Origin of the sequence: Pseudomonas sp. B19(2017), from assembly GCF_002113165.1 — a bacterium.
GTDB lineage: Bacteria > Pseudomonadota > Gammaproteobacteria > Pseudomonadales > Pseudomonadaceae > Aquipseudomonas.
Genome location: NZ_NEJR01000005.1, coordinates 180,059 through 196,074 on the forward strand (window position 1 = coordinate 180,059; position 16,016 = coordinate 196,074).

At 64.4% G+C, this 16,016-nt stretch carries 16 protein-coding genes; 7 read left to right on the forward strand and 9 right to left on the reverse strand.

What is annotated here, in order from left to right:
- Positions 1 to 102 precede the first annotated feature (102 nt).
- Positions 103 to 1,440: an MFS transporter gene (locus CAF70_RS10025; protein WP_085624532.1), complete on the forward strand. Its 1,338-nt coding sequence runs from the start codon at positions 103 to 105 to the stop codon at positions 1,438 to 1,440.
- Between the two features lie 131 nt (positions 1,441 to 1,571).
- On the opposite strand, the gene CAF70_RS10030 is transcribed toward CAF70_RS10025, so the two are convergent.
- The 3 genes from CAF70_RS10030 to CAF70_RS10040 are packed head-to-tail and all read right to left on the reverse strand — an operon-like array spanning position 1,572 to position 7,177.
- Complete coding sequence (locus tag CAF70_RS10030) at positions 1,572 to 4,718, reverse strand: efflux RND transporter permease subunit (protein ID WP_085624534.1); 3,147 nt, start codon at positions 4,716 to 4,718, stop codon at positions 1,572 to 1,574.
- Positions 4,719 to 4,734: 16 nt separating this feature from the next.
- On the reverse strand, positions 4,735 to 5,931 hold the full coding sequence (locus CAF70_RS10035) for an efflux RND transporter periplasmic adaptor subunit (protein WP_085624536.1): 1,197 nt from the start codon (positions 5,929 to 5,931) through the stop codon (positions 4,735 to 4,737).
- Complete coding sequence (locus CAF70_RS10040) at positions 5,924 to 7,177, reverse strand: TolC family protein (RefSeq protein ID WP_085624538.1); 1,254 nt, start codon at positions 7,175 to 7,177, stop codon at positions 5,924 to 5,926. Before CAF70_RS10040 ends, CAF70_RS10035 begins: the two co-directional genes overlap by 8 nt.
- 225 nt (positions 7,178 to 7,402) lie before the next feature.
- Here CAF70_RS10040 and aroQ point away from each other — a divergent pair, with 225 nt between their 5' ends.
- Positions 7,403 to 7,852: a type II 3-dehydroquinate dehydratase gene (aroQ, locus tag CAF70_RS10045; RefSeq protein WP_085624540.1), complete on the forward strand. Its 450-nt coding sequence runs from the start codon at positions 7,403 to 7,405 to the stop codon at positions 7,850 to 7,852.
- Complete coding sequence (locus CAF70_RS10050) at positions 7,849 to 8,697, forward strand: shikimate dehydrogenase (RefSeq protein WP_085624542.1); 849 nt, start codon at positions 7,849 to 7,851, stop codon at positions 8,695 to 8,697. The genes aroQ and CAF70_RS10050 overlap by 4 nt, the downstream gene beginning before the upstream one ends.
- A 98-nt stretch (positions 8,698 to 8,795) precedes the next feature.
- Here the strand turns inward: CAF70_RS10050 and CAF70_RS10055 are convergent, their stop codons facing one another.
- From CAF70_RS10055 to CAF70_RS10070, 4 genes are all read right to left on the reverse strand, one after another.
- Positions 8,796 to 9,332 (reverse strand): thioredoxin family protein, encoded by a 537-nt coding sequence (locus tag CAF70_RS10055; RefSeq protein ID WP_178076369.1) that lies wholly within the window; start codon positions 9,330 to 9,332, stop codon positions 8,796 to 8,798.
- The gene (locus CAF70_RS10060) at positions 9,322 to 9,597 is read right to left on the reverse strand and encodes a DUF2790 domain-containing protein (RefSeq protein ID WP_085624544.1); all 276 of its coding nucleotides are present in this window, start codon (positions 9,595 to 9,597) and stop codon (positions 9,322 to 9,324) included. Before CAF70_RS10060 ends, CAF70_RS10055 begins: the two co-directional genes overlap by 11 nt.
- Before the next feature lie 349 nt (positions 9,598 to 9,946).
- A complete protein-coding gene (locus CAF70_RS10065) occupies positions 9,947 to 10,228 on the reverse strand; it encodes a hypothetical protein (RefSeq protein ID WP_085624546.1) in 282 nt (93 codons plus the stop codon).
- 51 nt (positions 10,229 to 10,279) lie between these two features.
- Positions 10,280 to 10,537 (reverse strand): hypothetical protein, encoded by a 258-nt coding sequence (locus CAF70_RS10070; protein WP_085624548.1) that lies wholly within the window; start codon positions 10,535 to 10,537, stop codon positions 10,280 to 10,282.
- A gap of 482 nt (positions 10,538 to 11,019) precedes the next feature.
- Here CAF70_RS10070 and CAF70_RS10075 point away from each other — a divergent pair, with 482 nt between their 5' ends.
- The 4 genes from CAF70_RS10075 to CAF70_RS10090 all read left to right on the forward strand — a co-directional run bounded on the left by CAF70_RS10075 (position 11,020) and on the right by CAF70_RS10090 (position 14,412).
- Positions 11,020 to 11,760, forward strand: coding sequence for a response regulator (locus CAF70_RS10075; protein WP_085624550.1), 741 nt, complete (start codon positions 11,020 to 11,022; stop codon positions 11,758 to 11,760).
- The gene (locus CAF70_RS10080) at positions 11,757 to 13,043 is read left to right on the forward strand and encodes a HAMP domain-containing sensor histidine kinase (protein WP_085624552.1); all 1,287 of its coding nucleotides are present in this window, start codon (positions 11,757 to 11,759) and stop codon (positions 13,041 to 13,043) included. The genes CAF70_RS10075 and CAF70_RS10080 overlap by 4 nt, the downstream gene beginning before the upstream one ends.
- 248 nt (positions 13,044 to 13,291) lie before the next feature.
- Positions 13,292 to 13,927, forward strand: a complete 636-nt coding sequence (locus CAF70_RS10085; RefSeq protein WP_085624554.1) for a ferric reductase-like transmembrane domain-containing protein — start codon at positions 13,292 to 13,294, stop codon at positions 13,925 to 13,927.
- A complete protein-coding gene (locus CAF70_RS10090) occupies positions 13,924 to 14,412 on the forward strand; it encodes a DoxX family protein (protein ID WP_085624556.1) in 489 nt (162 codons plus the stop codon). Before CAF70_RS10085 ends, CAF70_RS10090 begins: the two co-directional genes overlap by 4 nt.
- A gap of 52 nt (positions 14,413 to 14,464) precedes the next feature.
- Here CAF70_RS10090 and CAF70_RS10095 read toward each other — a convergent pair whose 3' ends face one another.
- Together CAF70_RS10095 and CAF70_RS10100 are read right to left on the reverse strand one after the other, a co-directional pair.
- Positions 14,465 to 15,163, reverse strand: coding sequence for a DUF2063 domain-containing protein (locus tag CAF70_RS10095; RefSeq protein ID WP_085624558.1), 699 nt, complete (start codon positions 15,161 to 15,163; stop codon positions 14,465 to 14,467).
- Positions 15,156 to 16,004, reverse strand: a complete 849-nt coding sequence (locus CAF70_RS10100) for a DUF692 domain-containing protein (RefSeq protein WP_143491580.1) — start codon at positions 16,002 to 16,004, stop codon at positions 15,156 to 15,158. Before CAF70_RS10100 ends, CAF70_RS10095 begins: the two co-directional genes overlap by 8 nt.
- Positions 16,005 to 16,016 lie beyond the last annotated feature (12 nt).

Below are 16,016 nucleotides of genomic sequence, written 5' to 3' on the forward strand. Positions count from 1 at the left end.
GGCCTCCAGCGCCCGGCGATCTACTGGCAATTACAACAATGATGGCGCGGCCCGACCGCGCCACTTTCATCATGCCTGCCAATGGAACCGGAGAGCTCTCGCATGCCCGCACCTCACGAGGTATCCCCCGCCACCCTGCGCCGGGTGATCGCCGCCTCGGCCATCGGCAATTTCGTCGAATGGTTCGACTTCGCCGTCTACGGCTTTCTCGCAACCCTGATCGCCAGCCAGTTCTTCGCCAGCGAAGACGCCAGTGTGGCCTTGCTCAAGACCTTTGCGGTGTTCGCCGTAGCCTTCGCCCTGCGCCCGCTGGGCGGCATCGTGTTCGGCGCGCTGGGTGACCGCCTGGGGCGCAAGCGTATCCTGTCGCTGACCATCCTGCTGATGGCCGGCTCCACTACCCTGATCGGCCTGCTGCCGACCTACGCCAGCATCGGCCTGGCAGCCCCCGCACTGCTGACCCTGGCGCGCTGCCTGCAGGGCTTTTCCGCCGGTGGCGAGTATGCAGGTGCCTGCGCCTACCTGATGGAGCACGCGCCCAACGACAAGCGCGCCTTCTATGGCAGCTTCGTACCGGTCTCGACCTTTTCCGCCTTTGCCTGCGCGGCGGTGATCGCCTATGGCCTGGAAGCCAGCCTGTCGGTCGAAGCGATGAATGCCTGGGGCTGGCGCATCCCGTTCCTGATCGCCGCCCCGCTGGGACTGGTCGGCCTGTACCTGCGCTGGCGCATGGAAGAAACCCCGGCGTTCCGCGAAGCCATTGCCCAGGGCAACGAGCATGAACATTCACCGCTCAAGGAAACCCTGCGCAACCATGGCCGAACGATCCGCAACCTGGGGGCCTTCATTTCTCTGACCGCGCTGTCGTTCTACATGTTCACCACCTACTTCGCCACCTACCTGCAACTGGTCGGCAACCTGACCCGCGCGCAATCGCTGCTGGTGACCACCGTGGCCCTGCTGTTCGCCGCCGTCGGCTGCCCGCTGGCCGGCGCGTTCTCGGACCGCGTCGGGCGGCGCAAGACCATCGGCTTTACCTGCCTGTGGGTGATGCTGTGCGTTTTCCCCGCGTACTGGCTCGCCAGCTCCGGCTCGATGTCCGGCGCGCTGCTAGGGGTGGTCCTGCTGGCGGTGGGGGCATTGTGCAGTGGTGTGGTCACGGCGGCATTGCTGTCGGAAAGCTTCCCCACCCGTACCCGCTATACCGCTTCGGCGATTACCTACAACGTGGCCTATACGCTGTTTGGCGGCACCGCGCCGTTGGTGGCGACCTGGCTGATCGGGCAGACCGGCAGCAGCCTGGCCCCGGCGTTCTACCTGGTAGTGATAGCACTGGTGGCGTTGGTGGGTGGGTTGGCGTTGCCGGAAACTTCGCGGATTTCGTTGCATGATGAGGCGGGAACAGAGAGTGCGCGGCCCGGAGCCCGTAGTACCGTTTGATATTTTTGGGGCTGCTTTGCAGCCCTTCGCGGGCTCGCCCGCTCCCACAGGGATCGCGCAAACCATGGGTTCAGCGACACACCTGTGGGAGCGGGCAAGCCCGCGAAGGGCCGCAACGCGGCCCCGGAGGCTCAACCCTCCTGCACCTCTTCGCGCCGATACGCCCACTGATACAACGCCGGCAACACCAGCAAGGTCAGTGCGGTGGATGACAGAATCCCGCCAATCACCACGGTCGCCAGCGGCCTCTGCACCTCGGCCCCGGTCCCGGTAGCCAAGGCCATCGGGATGAACCCCAGCGACGCCACCAGTGCCGTCATCAGCACCGGCCGCAAGCGCGTCAGCGCACCCTCCTCGACCGCCGCCCGCAACGTGCGCCCTTCCTCTCGCAGGCCACGGATAAAGGCGATCATCACCAACCCGTTGAGTACCGCCACCCCCGACAAGGCAATGAACCCCACGCCTGCGGAAATGGACAACGGAATGTCGCGCAACCACAGCGCCAGCACCCCGCCGGTAAGGGCGAACGGGATGCCGGTGAACACCAGCAGGCCATCCCTGAGGTTGTTGAACATCATCAGCAACAGCGCCATGACCAGCAGCAAGGCCACCGGCACCACCACCTGCAGGCGTTCGGCCGCCGACTGCAGCTGCTCGAACTGACCGCCCCAGCGTGTCCAGTAACCCGGCGGTATGCGCACCTGCTCGATCAGCGTCTGCTCGGCCTGCTCGACGAACGAACCCAGGTCACGCCCGCGCACGTTGGCACTGACCACCACCACCCGCTTGCCATCCTCGCGGCTGACCTGGTTCGGCCCCAGCTGCAGGTGCAGCGTGGCTACCTGCGCCAGCGGGATGAAGCCGATCTGCCCGGCCCCCGCAGCAGCACTGGCAGGCACAGGAATCAGCAGGCTGGCCAGCCCGTCGACATCGGTCCGCAGGGTTTCCGACAGGCGCACCACCATGTCGAAACGGCGGTCACCTTCGTACAATGTGCCCGCCTTGCGGCCACCCACGGCAATGGCAATGGCGTCCTGCACGTCACCCACGTTCAAGCCATGGCGTGCCGCCTTGTCGCGGTCGATATCAATGGTCAGCACCGGCAGGCCAGTGGTCTGCTCGACCTTCACCTCGGACGCGCCCGGCACACCTTGCAGGCTGCTGGCGATCTGCGCGGCGGTGCGGTTGAGCACGTCCATGTCATCACCGAACAGCTTCACCGCCACATCGCTGCGCACCCCGGATATCAGCTCGTTGAAACGCAGCTGGATTGGCTGCGACAGCTCGTAGTTGCTGCCTGGCACGCTGGCAGCGGCACGTTGTACCTCGGCGATCAGCTCATCCCGCGGCTTGCCCGGGTCGCCCCATTGCTCCCGCGGGCGCAGCATCACATAGGCATCGGAAATGTTCGGCGGCATCGGGTCGGAGGCGATCTCGGCGGTGCCGGTGCGGGCGAACACCCGCTCTACTTCCGGCACCCGGGCGATGATCGCCTGCTCCAGACGCTGCTGCATGACGACCGACTGCGACAGGCTGGTGCCCGGAACGCGCAGGGCCTGCAGCGCGAAGTCGCCTTCGCTGAGGCTGGGGATGAACTCGCTGCCCATGCGGCTGGCCATCAACCCGGACAACACCACCAGGGTAGCGGCGGCGGCGAACGCCAGCTTGCGTCGGCCCAGCACCCAGGCCAGCACCGGGGCATAGCGCTGACGCGCCATGCGCATTACCAGGCCTTCCTCTTCCTTGACCTTGCCGGTGACGAACAGGGCAATGGCCGCCGGGACGAAGGTAACCGAGAGGATCATGGCACCTAGCAGGGCGATGACCACGGTAAAGGCCATCGGGTGGAACATCTTGCCTTCCACCCCGGTCAGGGCAAAGATCGGCAGGTATACCACCATGATGATCAGCTGGCCGTAGATCAGCGGCCGGCGCGCCTCACGGGCGGCCGCGAACACTTCATGGAAGCGCTCGGCGCGGGTCAGCATGCGGCCATGGCGTTGCTGGGCATGGGCCAGGCGGCGGATAGCGTTCTCCACGATCACCACCGCACCGTCGACGATGATGCCGAAGTCCAGTGCGCCCAGGCTCATCAGGTTGGCACTGACCTTGTTGCTGAACATGCCGGTGAAGGTGAACAGCATCGACAACGGAATGACCATGGCGGTGATCAGCGCAGCGCGGATATTGCCCAGGAACAGGAACAACACGGCGATGACCAGGATGGCGCCCTCGACCAGGTTCTTCTTCACCGTGGCGATGGCCTTTTCCACCAGGTTGGTGCGGTCGTACACCGTCACCGCTACCACGCCCTTGGGCAGGTTGCGGTTGATCTCCACCAGCTTGGCGGCAACCGCCTGGGACACCGTGCGGCTGTTCTCGCCAATCAGCATGAACACCGTGCCCAGCACCACTTCCCGACCGTTTTCGGTAGCCGCGCCCGAGCGTAGCTCTTCGCCCAGGCCGACCTGGGCGACATGGCTGACGCGTATTGGCGTGCCATCGACACTGGAAATGACGATGTTGGCGATGTCCTCGGCCGACGCGACCTGTCCTGGCGCACGAATCAGCAACTGCTCGCCATTGCGCTCGATGTAGCCGGCACCGACGTTGGCATTGTTGCTCTCCAGCGCCGCGATCAGGTCGTTGAGGGTGAGTTTGTAAGCCGCCAGGCGCTTGGGCTCCGGCGCAATCAGGTATTGCCTGGCATGGCCGCCGATGCTGTTGACCTCGGCCACCCCGGGCACGTTGCGCAGTTGCGGCTTGATGATCCAGTCCTGGATCACCCGCAGGTCGGTCGGGGTGTAGGGCGTGCCGTCGTCCTTCAGCGCGCCCTGCTCGGCTTCCACCGTCCACAGAAAGATTTCACCCAGCCCGGTGGAAATCGGCCCCATGCCCGCTTCGATGCCGTCGGGCAACTGCTCTCGCGCCACTTGCAGGCGCTCGTTGACCAGTTGACGGGCGAAGAACAGGTCAGTGCCGTCATCGAAGATGACCGTGACTTGCGACAGGCCCGAGCGCGACAGTGAGCGGGTCTGCTTGAGCCCGGGCAGGCCGGCCATGGCGGTCTCGATGGCGAAGGTGATGCGCTGCTCGGTCTCCAGCGGTGAATAACCGGGCGCGGCGGTATTGATCTGCACCTGGACGTTGGTGATGTCCGGTACAGCGTCGATCGGCAGTTTCTGGTAGCTGTGGATACCCACCGCGGCCATCAGTACAACGGCCAGCATCACCACCAGGCGCTGCTCGATGGCGAATTGGATCAGGCGTTCGAACATGCAGGCGTCCCCGTGATCAATGGCTATGTTCGGCCGAGCCCTTGCCCAGCTCGGACTTGAGGACAAAGCTGCCGGCGGCGGCCACCTGGGTTCCGGCGGCCAGGCCGCTGGTGATTTCCACCTGGCCTGCGTCGCGGCGGCCGGTCTTCACGGGGAGGGCCTCGAAGCCCTCCTCGGTGCGGGCAAACACCACGGTCTGCTGCTCCCAGGCTTGCAGGGCGCTTTCCGGCACCACCACGGTGGCATTGAAGCGCTCGACGCTGACCGCGACATTGACGAACAGCCCCGGGCGCCAGGCGCCGTTGGGGTTGGCCAGGGTGGCGCGGACAGTGGCAGCGCGGTTCTGCTCGCCGAGCAGGCTGCCAACGTAGTTGACCTTGCCCTCGACCCGGGCCCCCAGGTCCGGCGCGCTGACCGTGACTTTGCGGCCGGTGACCACCTTGTCCAGGTCGCGTGGGGCGACGGCGAAGGTGGCCCAGACCCGGTTCAGGTCAGACAGAGTGAAGGCATTGCTGGTCTCATCGACCACCTCGCCCACGGTCAGGTGCTTTTCCACCACCACTGCATCGAACGGCGCGCGCAGTTCATAGCGGTTGCCGCTGCCGGCCGGGCCCACGGCGGCGACCTTCTGCCGAGCATTGGCCAAGGCAATCTCGGCCTCCTGCAACGCCTGGCGGGCCTGCAGGTAATCCTGTTCGGCGCTGATGCGCTCCTGCCACAGCTGTTGTTCACGCTGGAAGGTCAGGCGCGCCAGTTCCAGGCGGCGTTGAGCAGCCTGTTGCTCGCTGCGCAGGTCGGAAATCTGCTGGCTGGCGATCACCGCCAGTACCTGGCCACGTTTGACCGCCTGGCCCAGCTCGGCTTGCACCGCCTCGACCACACCGGGCACGCGTGGCACGACGTGGGCGGTACGGTCTTCGTCAAAGCGGATTTCCCCCGGGAAGCTGATGGCGGTACCCAGCTCACGAGGGCCGGCCTTGGCCAGTTGCACACCGGCAGCTTCGATCTGGGCGGGGGACAGGTGCAGCTTGCCCTCTTCTTCGTGGCCTGCGCCGGCCTCTTGCTCGCCGTGGCCGTGGCTGTCTTCGCCGTGGTCGTCGTGCCGGGCTTGCGTGCTCGACGCCTTGCCAAGGTTGTCGGTCCAGGCCAGGCCACCCAGGCCAAGCGCGGCGATGGCGGCAGCCAGAAGGGCTAGCTTGCGTGGATTAGTCATTGTTGCTCCTGCTGTTCGATTTGTTGCTCAGGCCGTCGAGGTCGCCATAAATCCGCTCGACCTGCGCCCGCGCGTCGGTCGCCGAGGCCAGTGCCTCGAGGTACAGCCCGCGTGCCTCAATCAGCGTGCGCTGGGCGTCGAGCACATCGAGAAAGGCGAACTTGCCCATTTCGAAACCGCGGGTGGCGGTGTCCACGGCCTGCTGCGCAGAAGGCAGGATGGTTCGGTCATAGGCCTGCACTTCCTGCATGGCCGTGGCCCACTGGCTGACGGCGCTGCGGGTCTCACTGCGCAGGCGCAGCTCCACGGCGTTGCGCAGGTCACGCGCCTGGTCGGCACGGCGGGCCGCGGCCAGCATGTTGCCCTGGTTGCGGTCGAACAACGGCAAGGGCATTGACAGGCCCAGCACATTGACCCGCTCGCGGTCTTCGCGGCTGTACTGGCTGCCCACGCTGACGGTGAGGTTGGGAATGCGCAGGGCCTTTTCCGAGCCCAGGGTCGCCTCGCCGCGCTCGACCTGGGCAGCGGCCAGGCGCCATTCGACCGTCTGCTCGACCTGGCTGAGCAGGGCATCAGCGCTGGGCGCATCACCGGGGGACGGGTTGGCGGCCTGCAACTGGTCGAAGCTTGCCAACGGGCTGCCGGTCAACCGTGCCAGGGCCTGGTAGGCCACGCTGCGCTGGGTTTGCGCGCGACGCACTTCGGCCTGGGCCTGGGCCATTTGCACCTGGGCCCGGGTGGCTTCCACGGGCGATGACTGGCCAGCGCTCACCCGCCCTTGCACCACCCGCAACCCACGCTCGGTCAACGCCTGCGATTGCTGCGCCAGCTCCAGCGCGGTCTGCGCGCGCAAGGCCGCATGAAAGGCCTGCACCACATCGGCGCGCAAGCCGTTGCGCTGGCGCTCCAGGTCGAGCTGGGCAATGGCCTGGCCGGCTCCGGCCACGGCGATACGTGCGCCGCGCTTGCCGCCCAGCTCCAACGGTTGGCTGAGAGTGACAGTGGTGGTGCTGGTGTCACGCCGGGTGTCCTCCACCTCCCAGGACAGTTCCGGGTTGGGGATCAGCCCGGCCTGGCGCCGCTCGCCGTCGGCAATGCCGATCTCCCGGCCGGCCGCAGCCAGCTCCGGGTTTCGGGCAAAGGCGGCATCAAGCGCCTGGGGCAGGCTCAGGCTCTGGCTGGCCTGGGCGCTGGGGGCGCCGGCCAGCAACAGGCAGAGCAACGCGGTGTTGCGGGGGATGGGCACGAAACAGGTCCTCGTCGGCGAGTTTTGACGAGGGACTGTAGAAAGCCGTGCTTATCGGGGCGGTGGCGGGAAAATTACAATTTCGTAATCCAGCTGCTCCTGCAGAGGGTGTGTTGAGGGTTCGATAATCGCCCACTTTCCAGGTACAGCGGTTTAGTCCAATTGACTAAACTAACCAGGCGGTACAAAACTAAACGCATCCAACAACAAAAAAGCGATGCCCTCATGAAGCCCCTTATTCTCGTACTCAACGGCCCCAACCTGAACATGCTGGGCACCCGCGAGCCTGCCCAATATGGCCACGAAACCCTCGCCGACCTGGCCCAGGGCTGTGCCGATACCGCCCATGCCCACGGCCTGGAAATCGAATTCCGCCAAACCAACCACGAAGGCGAACTGATCGACTGGATCCATGCTGCCCGTGGCCGCTGCGCCGGCATCGTGATCAACCCCGGTGCCTGGACCCACACCTCTGTGGCCATCCGCGATGCGCTGGTGGCCGGCGAAGTGCCGGTTATCGAAGTGCACCTGTCCAACGTGCACAGGCGCGAACCGTTCCGCCACCTGTCGTTCGTATCGTCGATCGCCGTCGGGGTCATCTGCGGCCTGGGCAGCCATGGCTACCGCATGGCCATCAGCCACTTCGCCGAAATGTTGCAGGGCCGCAGCGCATGAGCCAGCAAGCCATCCTCGCCGGGCTGATCGGCCGCGGCATCCAGCTGTCGCGTACCCCTGCCCTGCACGAACACGAAGGTGATGCCCAGGCGCTGCGCTACCTGTACCGGCTGATCGATGCCGACCAGTTGCAACTGGACGACAGCGCCCTGCCCGGCCTGCTCGACGCTGCCCAGCACACCGGTTTCACCGGGCTCAACATCACCTACCCGTTCAAGCAGGCGATACTGCCGCTGCTCGACGAACTATCGGACGAAGCACGCGGCATCGGCGCGGTGAACACAGTGGTGCTCAAGGACGGCAAGCGGGTCGGCCACAACACCGACTGCCTGGGCTTTGCCGAAGGCTTGCGCCGCGGCCTGCCGGATGTGGCACGGCGCCAGGTGGTGCAGATGGGTGCCGGTGGCGCAGGTTCCGCCGTCGCCCATGCCCTGCTGGGTGAAGGGGTCGAGCGGCTGGTACTGTTCGAAGTGGACGCAGCCCGTGCACAGGCCCTGGTGGACAACCTGAATGCCCATTTCGGTGCCGGCCGCGCGGTGCTCGGCACAGACCTGGCCACGGCCCTGGCCGAGGCGGACGGGTTGGTCAACACCACGCCGGTGGGCATGGCCAAGCTGCCGGGCACGCCACTGCCGGTGGAGCTGCTGCATGCGCGCCTGTGGGTGGCGGAGATCATCTATTTTCCGCTGGAAACCGAACTGCTGCGCGCCGCCCGGGCGCTGGGCTGCCGCACCCTGGATGGCAGCAACATGGCCGTGTTCCAGGCGGTGAAGGCGTTCGAGCTGTTCAGCGGGCGCCAGGCGGATGCGGCACGGATGCAGGCGCATTTCGCTAGCTTCACCTGATAGATCGTTGCTGGCTTCTTCGCGGGTAAACCCGCTCCCACAGGTACTGCGAAAGCTTCACTGATCACGCAATCCTGTGGGAGTGCCGGCACAGCCAATCACCCTTTCTCATCCAGCAACGCCTGTATCACCTGCTCCTGCCCACTGTAATCCCCCTCGCCAAAGTGCACATGGCGCACCTGCCCCTTGCGGTCGACAAAGTAGTGTGCCGGCCAGAACTGGTTGCCCCAGGCATTCCACACCTTGTAGTCGTTATCCACCGCCACCGGGTAACCGATCCCCAGCCCGGCTACCTTGTCACGCAAGGTACCCACATCGTGCTCGTAGTCGTACTCCGGCGTGTGCACGCCGACCACCACCAGGCCCTGGTCAGCATAACGCCGCGCCCAGTCGTTCACATGCGGCAGGCTGCGCTGGCAGTTGATGCAGTCCCAGGTCCAGAAGTCCACCAGTACCACCTTGCCCTTGAGTCCTGGGGCGTCCAGTGGCGCCGAGTTCAGCCACTGGCTGGCACCTGACAGCGACGGCATGGCGCCATAGCTGTCGCGAGCCATCAGGTGCCCGGCCAGGCCCAGGCCGGACAGTGCAAGGGCAATGCCGCCCACCTTCAACAACAAGCGACGATCAATTCTCATGGCAACCGCCGGTAGCGTAGGTACGATACTGCACGCTCTGCTGCTGGCCCTTGGAGTCGAGGTAGTCCATGCGGGTATTCACCAGGCCGCAGGCGTCGCTCTGGTCATCCTGTATCGACAGCACTTTCTTCACGTCCAGGTGATCACCGTAGCGGTACTGCATGACCCCGGTTTCGTCCATCGGCATGGTGGAGGCCTGGGCGGCAATGGCGCCGAAGCTGAGCACGGCGAACAGACTGGCACGGGCGAAGGTTTTGAAGTTCATGGCATCTCTCCTGTGTAACGCTTGAGGTTGGGGAGTCGTGCTCCCCGGTCGAGAGCCATTTCACGCCGGCCAGGTATCCCGGATGTGTCGCCCGAAGCTGTGATGTGCTTCCTCCTGTGTCTGCACATGCGCCGGGCACCCATTACAAAAACGCAAATAACCAAGCAAAATCAGGCAGTTACAACAACATTACATGCTCGAAACAGGCGTCAGTTCTGTACAAATAGATACAATAGAATCAGGTGGTTACGGATGCATTTTGGGGAGGATTTTTGAGCTACTTAACCGGAATGAGCTTCCGGTAATGCAGCAGTAGCGGAAAAAATCGACCTCAGGCCGCCCCCCCTGCTTAGTTGCCATAATTACCCACTGCTCGGCACCACCATGACTGCGCATGAAGGGCGCCGTCGACCTCCTCAACTCCGGTAATGTTGAGGCCGAGCTGGGCCATGCCATTGAGCTTGGCGTCGTGCAGCCGGGGAATGATGTCGGGACCGGGTGACGGGTTGAACACCCTGGCCTGGGTCGAAACCCGGCCCAGCGGCTCACTATGGTAATCGCCGATGTGGATGTCGGCCCGCAGTGGCTGGACCTTCCTGAGCTGATCGGAGGGGATGGTCACACCCTTCACGCTCAGATGGCCGCAGGAGCTGTCTGCGGCCGTTGCCAGGATTGCCTAGCGTCAGGCGCGGATCACCTCAAGGCGATCCCGACCAGCCGGTGTGATGGCGTTCTCCCCTTCATCGCTAATGCGATACCGTCCGGACACCATCCTGGTTATTGAGAACCGGACCAGCCCGCTTTGGGATAAGGCTTCGCCCGCTTCGAAGCTCATTGCCTGCTCCAAGTCGAAGATTTTGATTTCTCCGATTTTGTAGCGGGCGAAGGCTACCAGGGCGTTATCCAATTCCTGTTGGCTGATCTTTCGAGCGACTTCCATTCGACCTCCCAGGTCATGAGAGTCCCGGTCCGTGGGATTGGAGGCAACGAACCGGGCGGTTTGTTGAAGGCGGACCGTACTACGCCACCACTGAAGTCGCTACTGGCTTTCCATCCATGCTGGATGGGTGGGCAGGTCATAGATGTGTTCAACGTCAGTGCTTGATTGGCGACAGAGGAATGCGCGTCCAGGCGAAGACGGGGGCCAGGCTCAGGATCAGTACCAGCATTACACTGGGATGCGAAAGCCGAGATGTATCTCGACAGCCGGGGCTCTGCATGGATCGATGTCGCTCAGGTTTGTAATTTAGTTTTGGGGAGATATTGGGGATGCTTCGGGGAGAAAAGAAAAACCCTTTAGATTCAGCGCGTTAAGAATTTTGCCGTATGTACGCCAGATACACTGCAATACAAAGCCCCGCAGGCAAGCGCGAACGCGCTCGGTACACTGCGCCCATCCCCTCTTGCACAGGAACGCAGCGCATGGAACATGTCGATCACATCCTGATCGTCGACGACGACCGCGAAATCCGCGAACTGGTCGGCAACTACCTGAAGAAGAACGGTCTGCGCACCAGCATCGTCGCTGACGGCCGGCAGATGCGTGCGTTTCTCGAAGCCAACAGCGTCGACCTGATCGTCCTCGACATCATGATGCCCGGCGACGACGGCCTGCTGTTGTGCCGCGAGCTGCGCGCCGGCAAGCACCGCAACACCCCGGTGCTGATGCTCACCGCCCGCAACGACGAAACCGACCGCATCATCGGCCTGGAAATGGGCGCCGACGATTACCTGACCAAGCCGTTCTCGGCCCGCGAACTGCTGGCCCGTATCAACGCCGTGCTGCGCCGCACGCGCATGCTGCCGCCAAACCTGACCATCAGCGAAAGCAGCCGCCTGCTCGGTTTCGGCCAGTGGCGGCTGGACACCACTGCGCGCCACCTGCTCGACACCGAAGGCACCTTGGTAGCCCTGAGTGGTGCCGAATACCGCCTGCTGCGGGTATTCCTCGACCACCCGCAGCGAGTGCTCAGCCGTGAGCAGTTGCTCAACCTGACCCAGGGCCGCGAAGCCGACATTTTCGACCGTTCCATCGACCTGCTGGTCAGCCGCCTGCGCCAGCGCCTGGGTGACGACGCCCGCGAACCCAGCTGCATCAAGACCGTGCGCAGCGAGGGCTACGTGTTCTCGCTGCCGGTGCAACTGCTCGAGTCGCCATCATGAAGTGGCCACGTACCCTGGCCTCGCGCCTGGCACTGATCTTCTTCACCTGCCTGGTGCTGGCCTACGGCCTGTCGTTCGGCCTGCAGGCCTACGAACGTTACATCAGCAGCCGATCGATGATGCTCAGCACCCTGGAGCAGGACGTGGCCACCTCGGTGGCGATCCTCGACCGCCTGCCTGCGGCCGAACGCGCCGCCTGGTTGCCGCGCTTGGAGCGGCGTACCTACCGCTACCGGCTGGACCAGGGCCTGGCTGGTGAAGCCATGCCGAGCAGCGACCCACCCATGGCCGCCGATTCGATCGTCAAGGCCATTGGCGCCGACTATCGCCTGACCTTCCAGGAAATCCCCGGCCCGAATGCACACTTCCAGGCACACCTGACGCTCGCCGATGGCGCACCGCTGACCATTGACGTAACCCCGGCCCCGGTGCCGGTGGCCCGCTGGCTGCCGGTGGTGTTGCTGATCCAGTTGGCCGTGCTGTTGCTGTGCACCTGGCTGGCAGTGCGCCTGGCGATCGGCCCGCTGACCCGCCTGGCCCAGGCAGTGGACAACCTGGACCCGGACAAACCAGGCGTGCAGCTGGATGAAAGCGGCCCGCGCGAAGTACGCTACGCGGCCGTGGCTTTCAATGCCCTGCAGGCGCGCATAGCTGCCTACCTCAAGGAACGCATGCAGTTGCTGGCGGCCATTTCCCACGACCTGCAAACGCCGATCACGCGCATGAAGTTGCGTGTCGAAGTGATGGATGAAGGGGTGGAAAAGGACAAGCTGTGGAGCGACCTGGGCGAGATGGAACACCTGGTGCGCGAAGGCGTGGCCTATGCCCGCAGCATGGACACCAGTACCGAGACACCGTGCCGGGTCAACCTTGATGCCTTTCTCGACAGCCTGGTATTCGACTACCAGGACAGTGGCGCCCGGGTCGAGCGCCATGGCAGCAGCGCCAGCCTGCTGGAAACCCGCCCGCATGCCCTGCGCCGGGTGCTGGTGAACCTGGTGGACAACGCCCTGAAGTTTGCCGGCGCTGCCGAACTGGAGGTATGCCGCCAGGGTGAGATGACCGTGATCCGCGTACTCGACAATGGGCCAGGCATACCCGCTGGCGAGCTGGATGAAGTGCTCAAGCCATTCTATCGAGTGGAAGGCTCACGCAACCGCAGTACCGGCGGTACCGGGCTGGGGCTGGCGATTGCCCACCAGCTGATCCAGGCCATGGGCGGTCGACTGACCCTGAGCAACCGCGCAAGCGGCGGGTTGTGCGCGCAGATAGAGCTGAAGTAAGGCAATCACAGGTAGGAGCGGCCTTGTGTCGCGATCGGGCCGCAAAGCGGCCCCGGCAATTCATGCGGCAAAGTTGAAAACCTGGGGCTGCTTCGCAGCCCATCGCGACACAAGGCCGCTCCTACAGGGACTGCGGCGCTTGTGCGACTTCTACAATCCGATACACAACCCCACCACCGCCGACACACTGCAGATACCCCACCCCGACACACTCCCGGTCACATAACCACACACCGGGAGCCTCCCTGATGAAACCCCTCACCCTTCCCACCGGCTGGAAGCTGTTCGCCACGCTCGCCGGCCTGACCCTGGCGATGACCGCCGTGGTGCTGGCCAGCCAACCTGACCCGGACGGCCTGCGCAGCGCGATCCGTGCCACTGCGCGCAGCTCCTTCGCGCTATTCCTGCTGGCCTTCCTGGCCTCGTCGCTGGTGACCTTGCTGCCTGGCACAAGCAGCCGCCGCATCCTGCAGGAGCGGCGCTACCTGGGGTTGGCATTCGCCTTTTCCCATACCGTGCATGGCGTACTGATCTACCGCTATGCCCAGCAATTCCCCGAACTGTTCTGGGCCGGCCGTACGCTCACCTCCAGCCTGCCCGGTACCCTCGGCTACCTGTTCCTGCTGCTGCTCACCATCACCTCGTTCAAGGCCCCCATGCGCCTGTTGGGTGGCCGCGCCTGGCAGGCCCTGCACAGCAGCGGCATGTGGGTACTGGCCGCGGTGTTCTGCCTGTCGTTCTACAAACGCATCCCCATGGGGGGCTGGTACCCGCTGGCGTTCGCCCTGATGTTCAGCGCCATTGCCGTCAAGCTCACCGCCAAGCTGGCCCGTCAGCAACGCCGTAACGCCCGTGCCCTTCCTGAAGAGAGAAAACCAGCATGACCACCTTGACCCGCACCCTGAGCACCTTCGACCGTTTCGGTACCTGGAGCGCCGACCTGCCGTTGCGGCTGTTCCTGGCCTGGGAGTTTTTCGAATCCGGCTGGGAGAAATTCAATGGCAGCAACTGGTTCGCCGACCTGCAAGCGAACTTCCCGTTCCCCTTCAACCTGCTGCCTGCAGAGCTGAACTGGCAGCTGTCGATGTGGGCGGAGCTGATCCTGCCGTTACTGCTGTTGCTGGGGCTGGGTACCCGGCTGGCCTCATTGGGGCTGATGGTGGTGACCGTGGTGGCGATTGCCGCAGTACATTGGCCGGCGCACTGGTCGAGCCTGGCCGAACTGGCCCAAGGTTATGCCATTACCGACCAGGGCTTTGGCAATTACAAGCTGCCGCTGATCTACCTGGTGGCGTTGCTGCCACTGCTGCTGAAAGGGGCTGGGCGGTTGAGCCTGGATCATTGGCTCAGAGGGCGGTTCTGCAGGTGATATTGCCGGGGCTGTGTCGCGATAGGGGCGCAAGGCGCCCCCGTACCCGCACTCAACATGTACCGATGATGACCCCCTGCTCGCGCAGCCCCTCCAGCAAGGCCAACCCCTCCTCCACAGCACCGCCCAACGCCTGCAGCCGCGCCCGCCCACTGCCCTGCTCCAGCGCCAGCAACCGGTACGCCAGCGGCGCCAGACGCGCGAAGCGCACCTTGAACTCCGCATCGCGATAAACCAGCAACAAGGTCGGCGCCGCTGGCGCGACCGCTGGCTGGTAATCCGCCCCGATACGCTCCACCGGCCACCGATAGGCCAACACCCGCGCCACACACGACAACAGCGGCTCCCCTTCCAGCAGGTCACCTGCCGGGTCATGGGCCGGGTCCTCGGCATCGCTCAGATACAACTGCGCCTCGACCCACTCATAGTGCGCCAGCTCCAGCTGCCAGGGCGCATCCAGCTCGATGCCTTGCAGGTAATCGACGAAGGCTTCGGCAAGCTCGGTGAACAACGGTGTCTGGCTGCGATAGTTGGCATAGAAATCACGCACCCGGGCATGCCAGCGCCGTTCACCCAACGCCTGGCGCATCACCGGAAAACTGCCGGCCAGCAAACCTTCGATAGCACCATAGAACAACTCGCGGTATATCTTCAGGCGCCGGGCCTCCACGCCCGGTGGCGGTGCATGCCGCTGCGGGTCACGCAGGTGCCGGGCCAAGGTGTACTGCTGCTCACGCAAGGTCTCATTCATTTGCCTGCCCTCCCGAGGTACTTTGCACTGCACGAATGCGCGCCGTTTCGGCAAGCAGTTCCGCCAGCGGCGGGTAATTGAAATCACGTTCGAGCACGGTCGGTTGCACACCGAAGCGCGCACAGGCGACCGCGTACAACGCCCACACATCTTCCTTCACCGCAGCCCCGTGGGTATCGACCTTGAGGTCCGGTGCTTCGTCGTAATGGCCCGCCACGTGCATCCCGGCCACCCGCGCCTGGGGCAAGCCGGCAAGGAATTCGTGGGCGTCGTACCCGTGGTTGCAGGCATTGACGAAGACGTTGTTGACGTCCAGCAGCAGGTCGCAGTCGGCCTCATCAAGTACCGCACGGATGAACTCGAGTTCGCTCATCGCCTGGTACGGCGCGGCGTAGTAGCTGATGTTTTCCACGGCAATACGCCGCTCCAGGTGTTCCTGGGCCTGGCGAATCCGCGCGGCCACGTGGCGCACCGCTTCGTCGGTGAACGGAATGGGCATCAGGTCGTACAGGTGCCCGTCATCGCTGCAGTAGCTCAGGTGCTCGCTGTACAGGTGCACCTGGTGGCGATCGAGAAACTGGCGGGTCTGGCCAAGGAAATGGCGGTCCAGCGGCTCGCTGCCACCCAGCGACAACGACAGCCCGTGGCAGGTAATGGCAAAACGCTCCGCCAACTGCGCCAGGCCCTTGCCGTAGGCACCACCCACGGCAATCCAGTTCTCCGGTGCGCATTCGAGAAAGTCCACGGTGCCAGCGTCCAGGGCCAGCAGTTCCGGCAACAGGCCGCGACGCAGGCCAAGCCCGGCCTGCAAAGATGAAGGGGACAAAGATGTGGAGTGCATGAACAGGTCTCC